16 protein-coding genes and 1 pseudogene are annotated in these 17969 nt (G+C 60.3%); 7 read left to right on the forward strand and 10 right to left on the reverse strand.

Annotation, left to right across the window (positions count from 1 at the left end; genetic code table 11):
- Window positions 1–15: 15 nt before the first annotated feature.
- Window positions 16–1152, forward strand: coding sequence for a glutamate 5-kinase (gene proB, locus U5O12_RS03570; protein WP_322577300.1), 1137 nt, complete (start codon window positions 16–18; stop codon window positions 1150–1152).
- 11 nt (window positions 1153–1163) lie between these two features.
- Here proB and U5O12_RS03575 read toward each other — a convergent pair whose 3' ends face one another.
- Entirely contained in the window at window positions 1164–1691 is a 528-nt protein-coding gene (locus U5O12_RS03575; RefSeq protein WP_322577301.1) for a CNP1-like family protein, read from the reverse strand.
- Window positions 1684–2313: an RNA pyrophosphohydrolase gene (locus U5O12_RS03580; RefSeq protein WP_322577363.1), complete on the reverse strand. Its 630-nt coding sequence runs from the start codon at window positions 2311–2313 to the stop codon at window positions 1684–1686. Before U5O12_RS03580 ends, U5O12_RS03575 begins: the two co-directional genes overlap by 8 nt.
- A 91-nt stretch (window positions 2314–2404) precedes the next feature.
- Between U5O12_RS03580 and U5O12_RS03585 the strand changes: the two genes are divergently transcribed.
- Together U5O12_RS03585 and U5O12_RS03590 are read left to right on the forward strand one after the other, a co-directional pair.
- Window positions 2405–4147, forward strand: coding sequence for a proline--tRNA ligase (locus tag U5O12_RS03585; protein ID WP_322577302.1), 1743 nt, complete (start codon window positions 2405–2407; stop codon window positions 4145–4147).
- Window positions 4144–4788 (forward strand): lytic transglycosylase domain-containing protein, encoded by a 645-nt coding sequence (locus tag U5O12_RS03590; RefSeq protein WP_322577303.1) that lies wholly within the window; start codon window positions 4144–4146, stop codon window positions 4786–4788. The genes U5O12_RS03585 and U5O12_RS03590 overlap by 4 nt, the downstream gene beginning before the upstream one ends.
- Window positions 4789–4799: 11 nt before the next feature.
- Here the strand turns inward: U5O12_RS03590 and U5O12_RS03595 are convergent, their stop codons facing one another.
- Both U5O12_RS03595 and grxD read right to left on the reverse strand, forming a co-directional pair.
- Window positions 4800–6677: a putative bifunctional diguanylate cyclase/phosphodiesterase gene (locus tag U5O12_RS03595; RefSeq protein WP_322577304.1), complete on the reverse strand. Its 1878-nt coding sequence runs from the start codon at window positions 6675–6677 to the stop codon at window positions 4800–4802.
- A gap of 76 nt (window positions 6678–6753) precedes the next feature.
- Window positions 6754–7080 (reverse strand): Grx4 family monothiol glutaredoxin, encoded by a 327-nt coding sequence (gene grxD, locus U5O12_RS03600; RefSeq protein WP_296468727.1) that lies wholly within the window; start codon window positions 7078–7080, stop codon window positions 6754–6756.
- Window positions 7081–7192: 112 nt separating this feature from the next.
- Between grxD and U5O12_RS03605 the strand changes: the two genes are divergently transcribed.
- Window positions 7193–7669 (forward strand): peptidylprolyl isomerase, encoded by a 477-nt coding sequence (locus tag U5O12_RS03605; protein WP_322577305.1) that lies wholly within the window; start codon window positions 7193–7195, stop codon window positions 7667–7669.
- Window positions 7670–7835: 166 nt separating this feature from the next.
- Window positions 7836–9582: pseudogene (leuA, locus tag U5O12_RS03610) on the forward strand (2-isopropylmalate synthase).
- Between the two features lie 21 nt (window positions 9583–9603).
- Here leuA and U5O12_RS03615 read toward each other — a convergent pair.
- The 4 genes from U5O12_RS03615 to prmC form a co-directional block, all read right to left on the reverse strand.
- The gene (locus U5O12_RS03615) at window positions 9604–10044 is read right to left on the reverse strand and encodes a substrate-binding periplasmic protein (RefSeq protein WP_416221429.1); all 441 of its coding nucleotides are present in this window, start codon (window positions 10042–10044) and stop codon (window positions 9604–9606) included.
- Between the two features lie 1010 nt (window positions 10045–11054).
- Window positions 11055–11465, reverse strand: coding sequence for a transporter substrate-binding domain-containing protein (locus U5O12_RS03620; protein WP_322577306.1), 411 nt, complete (start codon window positions 11463–11465; stop codon window positions 11055–11057).
- Window positions 11466–11560: 95 nt separating this feature from the next.
- Entirely contained in the window at window positions 11561–11899 is a 339-nt protein-coding gene (locus tag U5O12_RS03625) for a zinc ribbon domain-containing protein YjdM (protein ID WP_322577307.1), read from the reverse strand.
- Between the two features lie 61 nt (window positions 11900–11960).
- Entirely contained in the window at window positions 11961–12776 is an 816-nt protein-coding gene (gene prmC / locus U5O12_RS03630) for a peptide chain release factor N(5)-glutamine methyltransferase (RefSeq protein ID WP_322577308.1), read from the reverse strand.
- A gap of 196 nt (window positions 12777–12972) precedes the next feature.
- Between prmC and U5O12_RS03635 the strand changes: the two genes are divergently transcribed.
- Window positions 12973–14940 carry a methyl-accepting chemotaxis protein gene (locus U5O12_RS03635; protein WP_322577309.1) on the forward strand — a complete coding sequence of 656 codons (1968 nt, stop codon included), beginning with the start codon at window positions 12973–12975 and terminating at the stop codon, window positions 14938–14940.
- Window positions 14941–15108: 168 nt separating this feature from the next.
- Here the strand turns inward: U5O12_RS03635 and prfA are convergent, their stop codons facing one another.
- Both prfA and hemA read right to left on the reverse strand, forming a co-directional pair.
- The gene (prfA, locus tag U5O12_RS03640; protein WP_322577310.1) at window positions 15109–16218 is read right to left on the reverse strand and encodes a peptide chain release factor 1; all 1110 of its coding nucleotides are present in this window, start codon (window positions 16216–16218) and stop codon (window positions 15109–15111) included.
- 135 nt (window positions 16219–16353) lie between these two features.
- Window positions 16354–17613 (reverse strand): glutamyl-tRNA reductase, encoded by a 1260-nt coding sequence (gene hemA, locus U5O12_RS03645; RefSeq protein WP_322577311.1) that lies wholly within the window; start codon window positions 17611–17613, stop codon window positions 16354–16356.
- Between the two features lie 74 nt (window positions 17614–17687).
- Here hemA and U5O12_RS03650 point away from each other — a divergent pair, with 74 nt between their 5' ends.
- Entirely contained in the window at window positions 17688–17957 is a 270-nt protein-coding gene (locus U5O12_RS03650; RefSeq protein WP_322577312.1) for a hypothetical protein, read from the forward strand.
- Window positions 17958–17969: the final 12 nt, after the last annotated feature.

Raw genomic sequence — 17969 nt, forward strand, 5'->3', positions numbered from 1 at the left:
GGGCTACAAGCCAAAATGATTCAAAAGTTCAGCTCCCCTGTATTGCGCGATGCGCGGCGTGTGGTGGTCAAAGTGGGGTCCAGTCTGGTCACCAACGAGGGCCGTGGGCTGGATGAACAGGCGATTGGTGAGTGGTGCCGGCAACTTGCGCTGCTGATTCGCGATGGTCGAGAGGTCATCATGGTCTCCAGTGGTGCGATTGCTGAAGGCATGAAGCGCCTGGGTTGGGCCACACGGCCCAAGGAAGTGCATGAATTGCAGGCCGCTGCTGCTGTGGGGCAGATGGGCTTGGCCCAGATGTACGAGACCAAATTGCGTGCCAATGGTCTTGGCAGCGCCCAAGTGCTATTGACCCACGCTGACCTGGCCGACCGCGAGCGTTACCTCAATGCCCGCTCCACCTTGCTCACCTTGTTGAAGTTGGGCGTGGTGCCCGTCATCAATGAAAACGACACGGTGGTCAACGACGAAATCAAGTTTGGCGATAACGACACCTTGGGGGCCTTGGTAGCAAACCTGGTGGAAGCGGATGCGCTGGTCATTTTGACGGACCAAAAAGGCCTCTATACGGCGGATCCTCGCAAAGATCCCGCGGCGGAGTTTGTGCATGAGGCCAAAGCAGGTGACCCCACATTGGAATTGATGGCAGGTGGAGCAGGCTCCAACATCGGTCGCGGCGGCATGTTGACCAAGATATTGGCGGCCAAGCGCGCTGCGGGTTCGGGGGCCTCTACTGTGATTGCTTGGGGCCGAGAGGCTGATGCGCTGGTTCGATTGACGCAGGGTGATGCGATTGGCACCTTGTTGATTGCCCAAACCCAGAAGAACCAGGCACGTAAGCAATGGATGGCCGACCATCTGCAGATGCGTGGCGCTGTCGTGGTGGATGCAGGCGCTGCTGCCAAGGTGCGCGATGAAGGCAAGAGCCTGCTGCCCATCGGCATGGTGCTGGTGGAGGGGGACTTCTCTCGTGGTGACGTGATTGCCGTGCGCGATGAAGCAGGGCAGGAGATTGCCCGCGGTCTGGCCAACTATGCCAGCGCGGAGGCGCGCTTGCTATGCCGCAAGTCATCCAGCGAGTTCGAGCGCCTGCTGGGTTATTCGGCCGAACCTGAAATGCTGCACCGGGACAACCTGGTGTTGAGCCGCTGATTCAGCGCCTCTCAGTTCGTGCTGGGTTTGGCGCTGCGGGGCCTTTGCTGGGTTTGCAGTGCCTTGATCACATCTTCCAGCCGGTTGGCCACCCGCACATCGCAGGCTGCCAGCCGTGCGAACACAAAGGCGTGTTTGGACGGCTGATTGCCATTCACATCACGCCAAGCGGGTTCTGGTAGCACAGACCACTCACCAGACGCTCCGGCCCGTGCATAGACCTTGACCTGGTCGCTGGCGCAACGAATGCCCTCGTAAGCTGCGTTGACTGTGCCAGTCGCATTGCTCATGACGACCACATAGCGCACGACGCCATCCTTGCCCACGGTCACTGTGGCAGGATCTATCCCCACTCGTACTGACACGTAGTTGGGCATTTCGAGCGGCAACGCGCGTGTTGTCAAAAAGGCAGGCGGAGGAGGTTCTTTTTCTTCCACCCAATCGAGGTTGTCCAAACCATTGCTTGTTTGCGCCCAGGATGCGCATGCAGCACACACGGCGAGCGCTGCCGCCAATGCTTTGCGTGTCCACTTATTCATGGTGCGGTGGCCGGTTGGTGCCTGGATCGGGCTCGAACGAAGCGCCTGGCGGCAATTCGATATGTGAACCCATGGTGGGACCTTCATGTACATGCTCGGTACCGCCATGCGGGCGGTGGTTGTGGCGCAAAAAGCGGTTGCGCGGCTCGTGCCGTGGCAGGTAACGTGACAGCTCGGTGAGCGCCATTTCATAGACGCCGCGTTTGAACTCTACAACGGCGTCCAATGGAACCCAGTAGTCATTCCAACGCCAAGCGTCGAATTCTGGATGGTCGGTGGCGCGCAAGTTCAAATCCCAGTCGTGCCCCGTTAGCTGGAGCAGAAACCAGATCTGTTTTTGGCCTTTGTAGTGACCGCGTGCGTCACGTCGGATGTACCGGTCTGGCACCTCGTAGCGCAACCAGTCTCGGGTACGGGCGACAATGCTCACGTGCTCCGGGTGGAGCCCCACTTCCTCGTGCAATTCGCGGAACATGGCCTGCTCGGGAGTTTCGCCCCGGTCAATGCCGCCCTGCGGAAACTGCCACGAATGGGTACGTATGCGTTTGCCCCAAAATACCTGATTTTTCTGGTTGAGCAGGACGATGCCGACATTGGGCCGAAATCCGTCCCGGTCAAGCATAATCAAACCCCAATTTTTAAACTTCGTTCATTATGCACAGCGAAAGCAGTGCATCAAGCGCAGAACGCCTCCGTAGCCAGCGAGTTCCTTCATGAAAGCCTCCCAATTCCTTATCTCCACCCTCAAAGAGGCGCCCGCAGACGCCGAGGTGGCCAGCCACAAGCTCATGATGCGAGCCGGCATGATCAAGAAGCTGGGTGCTGGCATTTACACCTATATGCCCATGGGGCTGCGCGTGATTCGCAAGGTGGAGGCCATCGTGCGTGAAGAGATGAACCGAGCTGGCGCCGTGGAATGCACCATGCCCGTGGTGCAGCCGGCCGAGCTGTGGCAAGAGACCGGACGCTTTGACAAGATGGGCCCTGAGCTGTTGCGCATCAAGGACCGGCATGACCGCGACTTTGTCATCCAGCCCACCAGCGAAGAGGTGGTGACAGACATCGCGCGCCAGGAAATCAAAAGCTACAAGCAGCTGCCCAAGAACCTGTACCAGATCCAGACCAAGTTTCGCGACGAGCGCCGCCCCCGTTTTGGCCTGATGCGTGGGCGCGAGTTCATCATGAAGGACGCCTACAGCTTTGACCGCGACCAGGACAGCGCCAAGGCCAGCTACCAGGTGATGGCCGGTGCCTACCGCAAGATTTTTGACCGCTTTGGCCTGCGCTACCGCGCGGTGGCGGCCGACAGCGGCGCCATTGGCGGCGATCTGAGCGAAGAGTTCCAGGTGATTGCTGCCACGGGTGAAGATGCCATCGTCTATTGCCCGACCAGTGATTACGCAGCCAATATGGAGAAAGCAGAGGCTTTGGCGCCCGTAGCCCCCAGGGGGGCTGCGCAAGCAGCTATGGAAAAGATAGCAACGCCCGGCAAGAGTACCTGTGCGGATGTCGCAGCTCTGCTGAATGTGCCCCTGCAGACCACCGTCAAGTCGCTCGTGCTGGCCACCGATACGCTGGACGAAAAAGGCAACGTCACCAAGACCCAGGTCTGGCTGCTCTTGCTGCGTGGTGACCATGACATGAACGAAGTCAAGGTGGGCAAGCTGCCCGGCCTGGCCGATTTCCGCTTTGCCACCGTGCCCGAAATTGAGGCCCACTTTGGATGCAAGCCGGGTTACTTGGGTCCCATTAACCTGAAGCTGCCCGTGAATATCGTGGCCGACCGGGATGTGGCCGTCATGGCCGACTGGATCTGTGGCGCTAACGAGGAAGATTTCCACATCCGCGGCGTCAACTGGGGCCGCGACCTTCCCGAGCCCGCACTGGTGGCGGACCTGCGCAACGTCGTGGCAGGGGATGCCTCGCCAGACGGCAAGGGCGTGTTGGCGATCGAGCGTGGTATCGAGGTGGGCCATGTGTTCTATCTGGGCACCAAGTACAGCAAAGCCATGAATGCCACCTTCTTAGGCGAGAACGGCAAGCCCCAGTTCATGGAGATGGGCTGCTACGGCATCGGCATCACCCGCCTGCCAGCTGCAGCCATTGAGCAGAACCACGACGACAAGGGCATCATCTGGCCCGACGCGCTGGCGCCCTTTACCGTGGTGTTGTGCCCCATCAGCCCGGATCGTTTTGCTGATGTGAAAGCAGCAGCCGACACCCTGTACGCCGAGCTGCTGGCCGCCGGTGTGGATGTGATGCTGGACGACCGCAACGAACGTCCGGGTGCCATGTTTGCCGACTGGGAGCTGATTGGCGTGCCCCACCGTGTGACGATTGGCGACCGTGCGCTGAAAGAAGGCGTGGTGGAGTACCAGCACCGCCGTGACACCGAGGCCACCAAAGTGCCGGTGTCCGAGGTGGCAAATATGCTGCTGTCACGCCTGAAGGCATGAATGCTTCAGCGGGGGGCAGTGCTCTGATCGGCAGGCGACAGGGCCTGCAGCGCTTGCTGGTGGGGTGCGGAGCGCTATCGTTTGCAGATCAGGTACTGGCTGGTGGCCAGATTGAAGAACCCCTGGTCGACTCGGTGCGCACCGCACTTTCCTCTGCCATCCGGAATTCCGCGCCACCGATCCCCGAGTTTGCCGATACGGAGTCACGACTCAAGTACCTGCGCTGGCTGGGGGCGATGAGCGAGCGTCTGAAGAAAAAGAAGCCTGATTGGGAGACCCGCAAAGAGTTTTTGCAAACGGTCTGGTACGAGAGCAAGCGTGCTGGACTGGATGTTTCCCTTGTGATGGGATTGATCCAGGTGGAAAGCAATTTCCGCAAGTTTGCGGTGAGCCGCGTGGGCGCACGGGGCTACATGCAGGTCATGCCTTTCTGGACCCGTGTACTCGGGGATGGTGATGCGGGCAAACTTTTCCACATGCAAACCAACCTGCGCTTTGGCTGCATCATCCTGCGTCACTATCTGGAGCGCGAACGCGGAGATATGTTCATGGCCTTGGGGCGCTACAACGGGTCACGCGGCAAAGCACCGTACCCAAGCGCCGTGATGGGTGCCAAACGCAACTGGGACTGGGTGTTTTAAGCGTTTTCGGCCTAGGCTGGCTGTGCTCGCCACAGCACCTCAAACTGTGCGGCCGGCATGGGCTTGGCAAACCAGTACCCTTGGGCTTGGTCACAACCCATGTGTTCCAGGGCAGCGCGCGTGTCTTCGTTTTCCACACCTTCTGCGGTTACCGTGAGATTCAGGCTCTTGGCCAGGTGGATGATGGCGCTGACCATGGCCACGTCTTTTTCACCGTTGAGCAGGCGGCGCACAAAAGACTGATCTATTTTGAGCTTGTTGACCGCAAAGCGTTGCAGGTACGAGAGGTTGGAGTAACCGGTGCCAAAGTCGTCGATCGAGAGGCGAATCCCCATGGCTTTGATGCGTTGCAGCGTCAGCATGAACTTGTCGGTGTCCTGGATCAGGGTGGACTCTGTCATTTCCAGTTCCAATTGGCGCGGGTCCAATCCGGATTGCTGCAGGGCGCGTTCGATTACGGCCTCCACGTCGCCGCGCCGGAACTGCACGGCGGACAGGTTCACGGCCACTGTGAGTGCAGGAGCCCCAGCTTGACGCCATGCCTGCATTTGTCGGCAGGCTTCCTGCAATACCCACTGGCCAATGTCTACGATCAAGCCAGACTTCTCGGCCGCTGGAATAAATAGCCCCGGAGACACAAGCCCAAACTTGGGGTTTTGCCATCGCACCAAGGCCTCTGCCCCCACCAAGCGGTTGGTGGACAGGTCAAATACCGGTTGGTAGTGCAGCACCAGTTCGTTTTGTGCCAATGCCTGGCGCAGGCTGGAAATCAGGTGCAGGTTCTCGCGGATGCTGGTGTTGATTTCCTCATCGAAGAAGCGATAGGCATTGCGCCCCGACTCCTTGGTTTGGTACATGGCAAGGTCCGCGTGGCGGAGTAGCTCTTCAAAGGTAGCTCCGTCCTTGGGGTGGACGGCGATCCCGATGGAGCAGGTTGCCAGAATTTCCAGTCCACGCAGGTGAAACGGTGCCTGCATGCGTTGCAACACCTGGTTTGCCACTTGCGCGATGCCTTGGGTATCACTGATGTCCGTGACACCAATCAGAAATTCATCGCCACCTTGCCGACATACGATGTCTGCGTGGCGTACCGCCTCGCGCAAGCGTAGCGCGACTTGTTTGAGAAATTCGTCGCCCGCGGAGTGGCCCACCGAGTCATTGACATCTTTGAAGTTATCTAGGTCAACGAACAGCAGGGCGACCAATTGCTGATGTCGCACGCTGCTCGCAATGGCTTGCTCTACCAGTTCGCTACCCAACACGCGGTTGGGCAGGCGGGTCAGTGCATCGTGTTGGGCAAGGTGAGTGAGGTTTTTTTCGGATTCCCGGAATCGTTCAATTTGCACACGCAGGCCCATCAGCGCTTTTTGCATGTCATAGGCCAGAAACCAGACCAGCATGCCATTCACCACCAAGATGGTGACGCTGTCTGTCAGTCGATCAATATCGGTGCCCGGTGTGGTGGCGCCGCGCCAGCCGTTCAGCGTTCCCAGACCCACACACATGACACACAGCACCATGCCTGTGAGTAGCCACCAGAACTGTTTGGGCTTGAGGAGCTGCCCCGCTGCAATCAGGATGACGGGGTAACCCAGCAGGGACGAATCGCGTAGTCCGTCGCTGCGCCACATGATGCCGAACAGCGCCAATGTGGCCGACCCAAGGATGAGAACGGACGCAGCCTCGTAGTGGCCGCGGCGGTTTAGCCACTGGCTAGGTAGCATCAGGGCTGCCGCGGTGCCCAGAATCACAACCACATCCCAGCGCTGCTGAAAGCCGTATTGCACGGCGGTGCCGGTGAAGGCTATGAACAGCAGCGCTGCAAACTGAAACAGGCGACGGCTGCGCAGGGCGTCGTCGAGGGTGTCTGTAGCGCTGTGGTCTGACACGTGAGGGGGTCCCGGAGGCTCCAATGGTTGCTGCGGCACCCCGGTGTATGTGCCGGGTCCTGTGCCGGCGCGAAGGTCAGGCGGGGTTCTTGCCCAGAGTTTGTGCCAATTCGCCTGACTCGTACATCTCCATCATGATGTCGGAGCCACCGATGAACTCGCCCTTGATGTAGAGCTGGGGGATGGTGGGCCAGTTGCTGTATTCCTTGATGCCCTGGCGGATGCCGTCATCTTCCAGCACGTTCACGGTTTTCACTGTCTTGGTGTCCACACCGCAGGCCTTGAGGATCTGGATGGCGCGACCGGAGAAACCGCACTGGGGAAAGCTGGCAGTGCCCTTCATGAAGAGCAGGATTTCGTTGGATTTGACGAGTTCGTCAATGCGTTGTTGTGCGTCGCTCATGTTTCGGCTTCCAAGTAGATAGATACCCTAATTATTTCACCTTCCCCGGCGCTTGTGCGGGGCGGCGTTGCTTGGCAGATGAGGGGCAAGGCTTTTTCGGATAATAGATGCCATGAACATCACCAAAAACACCGCAGTCACACTGCAATTCAAGGTTACCGATACCAGCGGCAAGCTGCTGGACCAGAGCCAGGAACCCATCGCCTACCTGCACGGCGGCTATGGCAACACCTTCCCCAAGATCGAGGAAGCGCTGGAAGGCCAGGGCGTGGGTTTCGCCACCACGGTGGAGCTGGTCCCGGCCGATGCCTTTGGCGAGTACAACGAAGCCTTGCTGCAAACCATTCCCAAAACCCAGTTTCCCCCAGGCGTGAAAGTGGGCGGGCAGCTCGAAGGCCGTGCCGAAGACGGCAACACCATTGTCTTCACTGTGACCAAGATCAAAGGCCCGGTGGTGCACCTGGACGGGAACCATCCCCACGCCGGCAAGACCCTGCGTTTTGCGGTGAAGGTGCTGGAAGTGCGTGCCGCCAGTGAAGAGGAAATCGCCCATGGCCACGTGCATGGCGCCCACGGCCATCATCACTGATTGCCTGAAATTTTTCTTTAGGTCTTGAAAATGGCTGGATTTGCAAAAATCCAGCCATTTTTTGCTTCTTGGGCGGTATTTTTTGCACCAAGTCGCAATGGGATGCCTTGCTCGCCGGGCTACGATACCTACCAGTTCCCTTGTATCCGCCACCAGGAGTTTTGCTGTGTTGTCTCATCCCGCCACCAAGTACCGTGCTTTCCCCGCCATCGATTTGCCCCAGCGGCAGTGGCCGACGCGGACTATTAACCATGCCCCGATCTGGATGAGTACCGATCTGCGGGACGGCAACCAATCCCTGTTTGAGCCCATGAATGCGGAGCGCAAGATGCGCATGTTCCGCACGCTGCTGCAAGTGGGTTTCAAGGAGATCGAGGTTGGCTTCCCTAGCGCCTCGCAAACCGACTTTGACTTTGTGCGTGAGCTGATCGTGGGCGGCCATGTGCCGGACGACGTGACCATCGAGGTGCTCACCCAGTCGCGCGAGCACCTGATCCGCCGCACCATCGAGTCCCTGAAGGGCGCCCGCCGCGCCATCGTGCACGTGTACAACGCCACCGCGCCCGTGTTTCGCGACGTGGTCTTCGGCATGAGCAAGCCCGAGGTCAAAGAGCTTGGCCGTGTCGTCGGTGCGCCTGATCAAAGAGATCACCGCCACCATGCCGGAGACCGAGTGGGTGCTGCAGTACAGCCCCGAGGTGTTCACCAGTACCGAGCTTGAGTTTGCCTGCGAAGTGTGTGACGCAGTCACCGCCGAGTGGGGCGCCACACCCAGCAACAAAGTCATCCTCAACCTGCCGGCTACCGTGGAGGTGTCCACCCCCAACATTTATGCCGACCAGATCGAGTGGATGCACACCCATCTGGCCCGCCGCGACAGCGTCATCCTGAGCCTGCACCCCCACAACGACCGGGGCACCGGCGTGGCGGCTGCCGAGCTGGGCATGATGGCTGGCGCCGACCGCGTGGAAGGCTGCCTGTTCGGCAATGGCGAGCGCACCGGCAACGTGGACCTGGTGACCCTGGCCCTCAACCTCTACACCCAGGGCGTGAGTCCCGGCCTAGATTTCTCGGACATCAACGCCATTGCCCGCACCGTCGAGCATTGCAACCAGTTGCCCATCCACCCGCGCCACCCCTATGTGGGCGACCTGGTATTCACCGCGTTCAGTGGCTCCCACCAGGATGCCATCAAGAAAGGCTTTGCCGCCCAAAAGGCAGCCGGCCCGGATGCGCTGTGGAATGTGCCCTACATGCCCATCGACCCCGCTGATGTGGGTCGCAGCTACGACTCGGTCATTCGCGTGAACAGCCAGTCCGGCAAGGGCGGTGTGGCCTACCTGATGGAAGCCGAGTTCGGCGTGGTCATGCCGCGCCGCCTGCAGGTGGAGTTCTCGGGCGAGGTGCAAAGCCATACCGACACCCACGGCGGCGAGATGACGGCACAAAACATCTGGGATTTGTTTGACGCCACCTACCTCCACGCGGCAGACGCCAGCGTGCGTTACGTGGAACACCACCTGTTCGAGCACCCCGGCCAGCCCGGCCGGGCCCACGTGCAAGGTATACGCATCGGTGTGGAGGTGAATGGCCAGCCCATGCTGCTGAGCGGTGAGGGCAATGGCCCGATTGACGCAGCAGTGCACGCGCTGCAAACCATCGGCATCAAGGTGCAGGTGCGCAGTTATGAAGAGCGCAGCACCAAAGCCAGCACCGATGCCGGTGATGCACAGGCCTGTGCCTTCCTGGAGCTGTTGGCTGCCAACAGCGACACCGGCAAAGGCGGCGAGCGCTTTGGGGTTGGCATGGACACCAACATCGTGACGGCGTCGGTCAAAGCGCTGATCAGCGGTGTGAACCGCTTGGGGTTGGGTTTTGTGGTGCAGCCGCAGGTGGCGCACAAGGTCGCCTGAGCATCAGGCGGGCGTGTGGGGTCAGGGTGACGCCTGCTTCCGCCATCGTTGGATGTTGGTTTCCACCAACTGCTTCATCACATTCTCTTTGGTCAGCTTGTGCAACGCTTTGGCAATGCGTCCCCGCAGTTCGCCCGTGTTGCAGGGGGACTGGTGCGCGAGTGTGAGGTGTAGGCCTTCATTGCTCACGGCAGCGGAAGATCTTTTCAGTCCGGTGTAATTCAACTTGGCAGCCAACGCAAGTCCGGGGTCTTCCTCGTAAACAATATATTGAGCGCGACCCACAGCCAACATGCGAAAAGCCTGCTCCAGCTGGGGTACCTCGTCAAACTGCAAATTTTCTTTGGCGTAGCGGTCAAATGCCTCGCCAAGACTGTTGTTGAGCACTGTCAGGCCCTTGCGACCTTTGAGGTCGCTCCATGCTTTGTAGGGAAAAGTGTCTTTGCCACTGGTCCAGATCACCGTGCGCGTGCTGCGAAATGCGGGGTGGAAATAGTCCGCGGATTCAAGTCCGAAGTGAAATTTTGATAATAAAGGGTAGGGGGGGGGGGGGGGGAGGGCCTTCGAGGCCCTAGGCGCGAAAAAAAAAAAGTTTCAAAAAAATATTTAAAACTAATCAAAAAGAAGGATGCTATCTAATTGACATCCCTACCAAAACCAAACAAAAATAAAAAAGGAATGAGTAATTGGGGGGGCGCGACAAGTCAATCATTGGTTGGGGGGTGGGGGGGGGAGGGGGGGGGGGGCGGCGAGCGGGGCAAGAGCATCAGCAGTCATAGGAGGGGGGGGTGGGATGGCGGAAAGGGGGCGGGAGGGGTGTTGGTGATGGAGGGGGGGGGGGGGTAAATAAGAGGGTGGCTGGGGGGAGGAGGGAAGAAGGGGGTAGGTCGAGGGGGAAGGGGGGGGGGGAGGCGGGCGGAAGTGAGAGGAGGTGGTAGCGGGGGATCAGAGGAGAAGCGGTGGGGGGGCGCAGCAGAAGAGACGCGGGGGGCGGGAGAGGGGGGAGAGGGGAGGGGGGCGGGGGGGGGGAGGGGCGTAGCCCCAATCGGGATGAGGTGGGGGTAGGGCTAGGGCCCGGGGACGAGGAGCAGGGGGTCGGGGAAGGGGAGGGGGAGGTGGTCATGGGGGGGGGGGAGGGGAGGAGCGGGTGGGGGAGAGCGAGCGGGCCTATCGTTAGTTCTTCATCGATGGGCTACAGAAGAAGAAGGACGTCGGAGGCGGTGGGAAAGATTGGGTGCAGGCGGTGGTAGGGTAATGGGGAGAACGCAGGCAGGCAGGAGGGAGGGGGGAAGGCAGGGAGGGAGGGGGGGCTGGTCGCCGCACCCAAACTCCTACTCTGCGTATCGCATCACTCCGAAGAGGGAGGGGGGCGGGGAAAAGAAGGAAAGAAAGAATATGTCCGTTCGTCCCAACAAGAAAAAGGAGATTGCCATTAAAAGACAAAGAAAAGCCTTCCCGGGGATGGCTCCCCCTCAGCCAGGCAAGAGGGGGAGGAGCGAGAAGATAAAAAAAAACATCAATAAGTCCATGTATTCCAGCCGTGGCAGCGTAAAAAATGCGCCCGCAATCAGATCGATACGCCCGCTTTTTGCAAGCTCCTGCACCCGCGCCCAGGATCCCACGTACCTCACTTCAATCGGTACGCCGATCTCTTTGGAGAGCAGTTGCATCAGGTCGGCGTTGGCGCCAATCAGCCGCGCGTCGTCGGCCGGATCGCGCCAAAGGTAAGGGGAGTATTCAGGGTTGCCTGTTGCCACCAGGGATTTGCAGGCAGGTGTTTGCGCAGCAGTGTGGCCGCTCCAAAAACACAGGCAGCAAAACACGGCTCCGAGGCCGCGCAGACTCAGGCCCAGAGCCTGTCCAACGGATTTTTTTATATGCATGGCCGATCACGGGTGACTTCGCCACATGGCCATGCCAGTCTAGCGACAAGGACTTGTCGTTGTAAACAACTAAATCGTTGGGCCTTCATGCCGACTTAAACTTTTTTGAGGAAGCACGCCTTCAGCATAAAGCTGCCACCGTCCATCTTGCAGTCCACCTCGTGGTCACCGCCCACCAGCCGGATGCTTTTGACCTTGGTGCCTTGCTTGAGCACCGTGGAGCTGCCTTTGACTTTCAGGTCTTTGATCAGTACCACGGCATCACCATCTTGCAGGACCTGGCCATTCGAGTCTTTCACCACCGGGTCGGCATCGTCCTCCGTAGGGGAGGGCGGGGTCTGCGGCCATTCAAAGCCGCAGTCGGCGCAGATGAATTGGGTACCTTCCGGATAGGTGTTTTCCAAGGTGCATTGGGGGCAGGCAGGTGTAGTCATGTTAGGGGTAGAGGTTAATTTGCTATTGAATTAGTAGCTGTTAGCGCAATGAATACGGACGCTAAGGCCATATTCCGCCACTACAGCGGGCGATGCCTGCAAGGTCGTTGCGGTTTTGCACCTCGGTAAATCCGGCCTTTTGCAGCAAGGCACACACCGCTGGGGCTTGGTCGTGGCCGTGTTCCAGCAGCAGCCAGCCTCCATGGCGCAGGCGGGTTTGTGATTGCACAATGATGGTGCGTATGTCATCCAGTCCATCGGCCCCAGCCGTCAGGGCTTGGCGGGGTTCATGGCGCAGGGCTGGCAAATGATTGTCGTTATCGCAGATGTAAGGCGGGTTGGAAATGATCGCGTCCAGTGGCCCAGTGAAGCCCGAGAGCCAGGAGCCTTGGTGGAAGGTAACGTGAAGGTTCAGGCGCGCTGCGTTGCCTTGGGCCACCGCCAGCGCATCGCTGCTGTAGTCCACTGCATGCACCTGAAGCGTGGGAAGGCTGTGTTTCAGGGCCAATGCAATCGCACCGCTGCCTGTACCCAGGTCCACCAGGCGGGCTGCGGGCTGCGGGGCCAGCACCTCTAGCGCCCAGTCCACCAGGGTTTCGGTGTCGGGGCGTGGTACCAGCACCCGGGCGTCTACGCGTAAATCCAGACCGTAAAACTCCTTGTGGCCCGTGAGGTAGGCCACAGGTTCGCCTGCCAGGCGGCGTTGCAAGGCTTGGTCCAGCCAGCGCTGCGCTTGCTCTGGCACCGGTGCTTCGCCATGCATCAGCAGCCAGGCCCGATCGTGCAAAGGGCGCCCCATGGCGTGCAGCACCAACATCTGCGCATCCAGACGGTCCAAGCCGCTGTGCATCAAAGTATCAATGGTGTTGGCGAGCATGTCGGTGAATTGCTATGAGATTGGTAGCGTTGTGCGCACCAATAGCGTGCAGCGTGGGGAATAGTGCCCTCAATCCTCTTTTGGGCCAGCGCAGATAGCCCGGATCGGCTACGATGATTCTGCGAATAAAAATACCAGAAATCGCATGGTGTGGTGAGGGGTGAGGCACCGGGTCTGAACCTAAGGAATCGTGCATATGAGTCCCACATTGTCCTCCGAAGCCCAGTTTGTGAATCGCCGGCGCCCGGCCTTGTCCTTGAGCGCAAAAATTGGCGTAGCGGCCACGGGGTTGGTGGTGCTGAGTCTGGCGATCACATCGATGGTGATCGGCTTCAAAAGCAGCGCCGCTGCGGAAGACGCCACCATGGATTTGGCTCGCACGTCGGCGCGCGAAGCGGCGGGGGCACTGCAAACCCGCATCCGTTCCAACCTCGCCTTTGTCACCGCCTTGAGTGGCGCCATGACAGCCACCAAAACCGCCAATCTGCCTCTGCAGCGCGAGCAGGTGAGCGAAATGGTGAAGTCCACCCTGAGCAGCGCAGAAGACTTTATTGGCGCCGCCGTGACTTGGGAGCCCAATGCACTGGACGGCAAAGACGCCGACTATGCGGGCAAAACACCCGAGTACGATGACTCCGGACGATTCATGCCCTACTGGACACGCAAAGCCGGTGGTGGCTTCCATGTGGACCCGATCGTGTTTGACCCGAAAACACCGGGTGCCAACGACTGGTACGACGTGCCCAAGAAGTCGGGCAAGGTTAACTTCACCGAGCCCTACATTTACCCCATCGAGGGCAAGGATGTGCTGATGGCCACGCTCGCGGCCCCCATAGTGATACAGGGCCAGTTTCAGGGGCTGGCCAGTGCCGATTTCACGCTTACACAACTGGGAAAAATCTTGGCCGACCTGAAAGTGATGGACGGCGGTTCTCTTGCCTTGCTGTCCAACGGCGGGCTGTACGCATCGCACTCTGAGGCTGAGCGCATCAACAAAAAAGCTGAGGATGTCCCCGCCGACGGTCTGGCTGCCATCCAGGCAGGCAAGCCTTATGAGTACCAGGATGCACAAGGTGTGGTGCACCTGCTGCAGCCAGTGGCCATCCACCCCGACACACTGCCTTGGAGTGTGCGTCTGAGTTTTCCGCGCAGTGTGGCTACGGCCTCATCGCGCCAGCTCACTGCCTATGCCCTGGTGGTGGCGGTGGTGTGTGCAGTGGCTACGGCCTTGATTCTGGTGGCGGTGGTGACGCGCCTCATGCAACCGTTGCGCGCGCTCAGCCAGGCCATGGTGAATTTGTCCAGCGGTGAAGCTGACCTGCGCACCAAGCTGGATGTTCGGGGCAACGACGAATTGGCTGCCATTGGCTCGGGTTTCAACCAATTTGTTGGCAAGATCCACGGTGTGTTGACCCAGGTGCGTGGCAGTGCCGACAGTGTGGCCAACGCCAGCGCAGAAATTGCGCAGGGCAATAACGATCTTTCTGCCCGCACCGAACACCAGGCTAGCGCTTTGGAGGAAACCGCTGCCAGCATGGAAGAGCTCAACTCGACTGTGCAGCAAAACGCCGAGAACGCGCGCCAGGCGAACCAGCTGGCCATGAGTGCTTCCACCGTGGCAGTGCAAGGGGGTGAAGTGGTGGGGCAAGTGGTTGAAACCATGAAGGGCATCAACGAGGCGTCCCGCAAGATCAGCGACATCATCAGCGTCATCGACGGCATCGCCTTCCAGACCAACATCCTGGCGCTTAATGCAGCAGTAGAAGCCGCCCGCGCGGGTGAACAAGGCCGGGGCTTTGCGGTGGTTGCGTCTGAAGTGCGCAGCCTGGCCGGCCGAAGCGCTGAAGCTGCGAAAGAAATCAAATCTCTCATTAACGCCAGCGTAGAGCGAGTCGAACAAGGCACTGCCTTGGTCGACAAGGCTGGTGTCACCATGACCGAAGTGGTAACCAGCATCCGCCGGGTCACCGACATCATGGGCGAGATCAGCGCGGCCAGCAGCGAACAAAGTGCAGGTGTTGCCCAGGTGGGCGAAGCCGTCACGCAGATGGACCAGGCTACGCAGCAGAACGCTGCGCTGGTGGAGGAAATGGCCGCTGCGGCCAGCAGCCTCAAGAGTCAGGCCAACGAGTTGGTGCAGGTGGTGGGCGTCTTCAAGCTCTGAGCCAGGGCATGGTCTGCCTGCGCCTTGCTGAGATACCTCTTGTGAGCGCAAGGGAGCCTGGGCGGCAAAGCGTTTTCTCCGTGTCCCCCGCCCGCTGCGCGGGCTCCCCTTCTGCCTACGCAAAACGCTTTGCCACCCAGACTCCCTGGAGTCTGTGGGGCCGAACGTTTAGTTCAGATTGTTTTCCAGCGCCGCCAGCTGTTGTGCGGCTTCATAGGCCTGCAGCGCCTCCACTACATCATCCATGTCACCTTCCATGATGTTCAGCAGCTTGTAGAGCGTCAGGTTGATGCGATGGTCTGTGAGGCGACCTTGCGGGAAGTTGTAGGTACGGATGCGGTCGCTACGGTCACCACTGCCCACCAGGCTTTTGCGTTCGGCGGCATCTTTGGCTGCACGCTCTGAACGGTCTTTTTCGTGGATGCGGGCAGTCAGCACTTTCAGGGCCTGAGCCTTGTTGCTGTGCTGGCTGCGCCCGTCTTGGCATTCGGCCACGATGCCGGTGGGGATGTGCGTGATGCGCACCGCCGAGTCGGTCTTGTTGATGTGCTGGCCACCGGCGCCGCTGGCGCGGTAGGTGTCGATGCGCAAGTCAGACGGATTGATCTTGATGGCTTCGGCCTCGTCCTGCTCGGCCAACACGGCAATCGTGCAGGCGCTGGTGTGGATGCGGCCCTGCGTCTCGGTGGCGGGCACACGCTGCACGCGGTGACCGCCTGATTCGAACTTGAGCATGCCGTAGGCACCGCAGGAGCCTGCGCTGGTGGTGGTACTGCCTTCGATGCGTAGCACCACTTCCTTGTAGCCACCCAGCTCGCTGTCGGACGCGCTCATGATCTCGGTGCGCAAGCCTTTGGCGTCACAGTAGCGGGTGTACATGCGGGCCAGGTCAGCGGCAAACAGGGCGGACTCGTCGCCCCCCGTACCTGCGCGAATTTCCACAAACGCTGGGCGCGCATCGTCCGGGTCCTTGGGCAGCAGCATGCGCTGCAGCTCCGCTTCCAGCTGCGCCAGTTCCGCCGTCGCGCTGGCAATTTCTTCCTCGGCCATTTCCGCCATGTCGGGGTCTGCCTTCATTTCTTCGGCACCGGCCAAGTCCTTCTCGCGCTGCTGGTAGCGGCTCCAACGGCCCGCGACGGCCGCTACGTCGGTGTGTTCGCGCGAGAGTTTGAGGAACTGCTCCATGTCTTTCATGATGTCCTCGCGAGACAGCAGAAATTCCAGCTCCCCTTGGCGGTCGGCGTAACGGGCGAGTTGTTGGCGAAGAAACGGTTTCATAGGACTGGAATCAGGTTGGCAAGCAAGGCAAGGACAGTAAGGCCCTGGCCGAAGCGAAAAAACAAAATGTGGCTGTTGAAGCTCCCCTCTCGCCCGGAGGGGGAGAGGGGCTGGGGGAGAGTGGGCCCAGCCCAGCTAACGGCTGTTGCGCAAAAAGAAGTGCTGGATCGCGTTACTAGCCCGCTCACGGGCGTCGGCATCCCCTGCATGCAGTTCCGCCATCGCCCCGTGCAGCATCTTCTGCGTCAGCCCTTTGGAGAGGGCTTCCAGGACTGCATCGACATCCTCGCCCTTGGCCAACAGCTTGCGCGCGCGGGCCAGTTCCATGGCACGCCACTCATCCGCTTGGGCGTTGAGCTGCTGGATCAGGGGCACGGCACTGCGCTGGTCCACCCAGTGCATGAAGCTCTGCACACCCGCGTCCACAATCGCCTCGGCCTGGGCCACGGCGGCCTGCCTGCTGGCCTGGGCGGTTTGCACCACACTGGCCAGGTCGTCCACGGTGTACAGGTACACATCGCCCAGGGCTTTCACCTCGGGCTCAATGTCGCGCGGTACCGCCAGATCGACCATGAACATGGGGCGGTGCTTGCGTTTTTTGAGGGCTCGCTCCACCGCGCCCAGGCCGATGATGGGCAGGGTGCTGGCGGTGCAGCTGATGACGGCGTCAAATTCGTGCAGGCGCTCGGGCAGGTCCGCCAAGCGCATCACCTCGCCGCCAAAGCGGCTGGCCAGTTTTTCGCCACGCTCCAGCGTGCGGTTGGCAATGGCGATGGCTTTGGGGTTCTTGGCGGCAAAGTGCGTGGCGCACAGCTCGATCATCTCGCCCGCACCCACAAACAGCACCTTCACCTCGGCCAGGTCTTCAAACAGATTGCCGGCCAGGCGCACGGCCGCGGCGGCCATGCTGATGCTGTGCGCGCCGATCTCCGTCGAGGTGCGCACCTCTTTGGCCACAGCAAACGAGCGCTGGAACATTTGCGAGAGTGTGCTGCCCAGAGCTCCCGCTTCGTCGGCCGCGCGCACGGCGTCCTTGAGCTGGCCCAGAATCTGGGGCTCACCCAGCACCATGCTGTCGAGACCGCTGGCCACACGGAAGGCGTGACGCGCCGCATGGCCGTCTTCCAGTCGGTAGGTGTGGGCGCGCAGCTCGTTGGGGGTCACGCCGCCGCTTTGTGCCAGCCAGGCCAAGGTGTGGTCCAGCGCCGCTTCATCACCAGCGCAGTAGATTTCGGTGCGGTTGCAGGTGGAGACGATGGCGGCTTCGGGCGGGCGAGCCATGCTCTGGCGCAGGCCATGGAGCTGCGGTGCAATCTGGTCCATGGCGAACGCAAACCGGCCCCGCATGTCCAGCGGTGCGGTGGTGTGGTTAATGCCTAATGCCCAGACTGCCATATGTTTAGACCTCGATTATAAAATCGAGACCCTACCCACCACCTGACGGGCCTGCTTTGGCCTTGTGCCACCCTATGGGCCCCTTGGATCTGCTGAATCACCTGCTGAACTTTGTGGCCCCGGCCTTGGCGCTGGGGGCTGCGCTGGCCTACCTGGCTCCTGTTTTTATAAGCAATAAGGCTGTAGCCCGCACTCGTACTGCGCAAGCAGCTATCAATGTTGTAGTTGGGGCGTTGGCCCTGTTGGCCGGGTTGGTGTTTTTTGGCCGCGACGGCAAGATGCTCAGCTACGCTGCCTTGGTGCTGGCTACGTCCAGCAGCCAGTGGTGGGCCATGCGCCGCTAAGCCCGGCCCCAT

This window comes from Rhodoferax sp. (assembly GCF_034519335.1).
Taxonomy (GTDB): Bacteria; Pseudomonadota; Gammaproteobacteria; order Burkholderiales; family Burkholderiaceae_C; genus Allorhodoferax.

Coding starts and splice junctions, on each gene's coding strand:
- proB (WP_322577300.1), top strand. CDS start 16: ATGATTCAAAAGTTCAGCTCCCCTGTATTGCGCGATGCGCGGCGTGTG.
- U5O12_RS03575 (WP_322577301.1), bottom strand. CDS start 1,691: ATGAATAAGTGGACACGCAAAGCATTGGCGGCAGCGCTCGCCGTGTGT.
- U5O12_RS03580 (WP_322577363.1), bottom strand. CDS start 2,313: ATGCTTGACCGGGACGGATTTCGGCCCAATGTCGGCATCGTCCTGCTC.
- U5O12_RS03585 (WP_322577302.1), top strand. CDS start 2,405: ATGAAAGCCTCCCAATTCCTTATCTCCACCCTCAAAGAGGCGCCCGCA.
- U5O12_RS03590 (WP_322577303.1), top strand. CDS start 4,144: ATGAATGCTTCAGCGGGGGGCAGTGCTCTGATCGGCAGGCGACAGGGC.
- grxD (WP_296468727.1), bottom strand. CDS start 7,080: ATGAGCGACGCACAACAACGCATTGACGAACTCGTCAAATCCAACGAA.
- U5O12_RS03605 (WP_322577305.1), top strand. CDS start 7,193: ATGAACATCACCAAAAACACCGCAGTCACACTGCAATTCAAGGTTACC.
- U5O12_RS03620 (WP_322577306.1), bottom strand. CDS start 11,465: ATGCATATAAAAAAATCCGTTGGACAGGCTCTGGGCCTGAGTCTGCGC.
- U5O12_RS03625 (WP_322577307.1), bottom strand. CDS start 11,899: ATGACTACACCTGCCTGCCCCCAATGCACCTTGGAAAACACCTATCCG.
- prmC (WP_322577308.1), bottom strand. CDS start 12,776: ATGCTCGCCAACACCATTGATACTTTGATGCACAGCGGCTTGGACCGT.
- U5O12_RS03635 (WP_322577309.1), top strand. CDS start 12,973: ATGAGTCCCACATTGTCCTCCGAAGCCCAGTTTGTGAATCGCCGGCGC.
- prfA (WP_322577310.1), bottom strand. CDS start 16,218: ATGAAACCGTTTCTTCGCCAACAACTCGCCCGTTACGCCGACCGCCAA.
- hemA (WP_322577311.1), bottom strand. CDS start 17,613: ATGGCAGTCTGGGCATTAGGCATTAACCACACCACCGCACCGCTGGAC.
- U5O12_RS03650 (WP_322577312.1), top strand. CDS start 17,688: ATGGGCCCCTTGGATCTGCTGAATCACCTGCTGAACTTTGTGGCCCCG.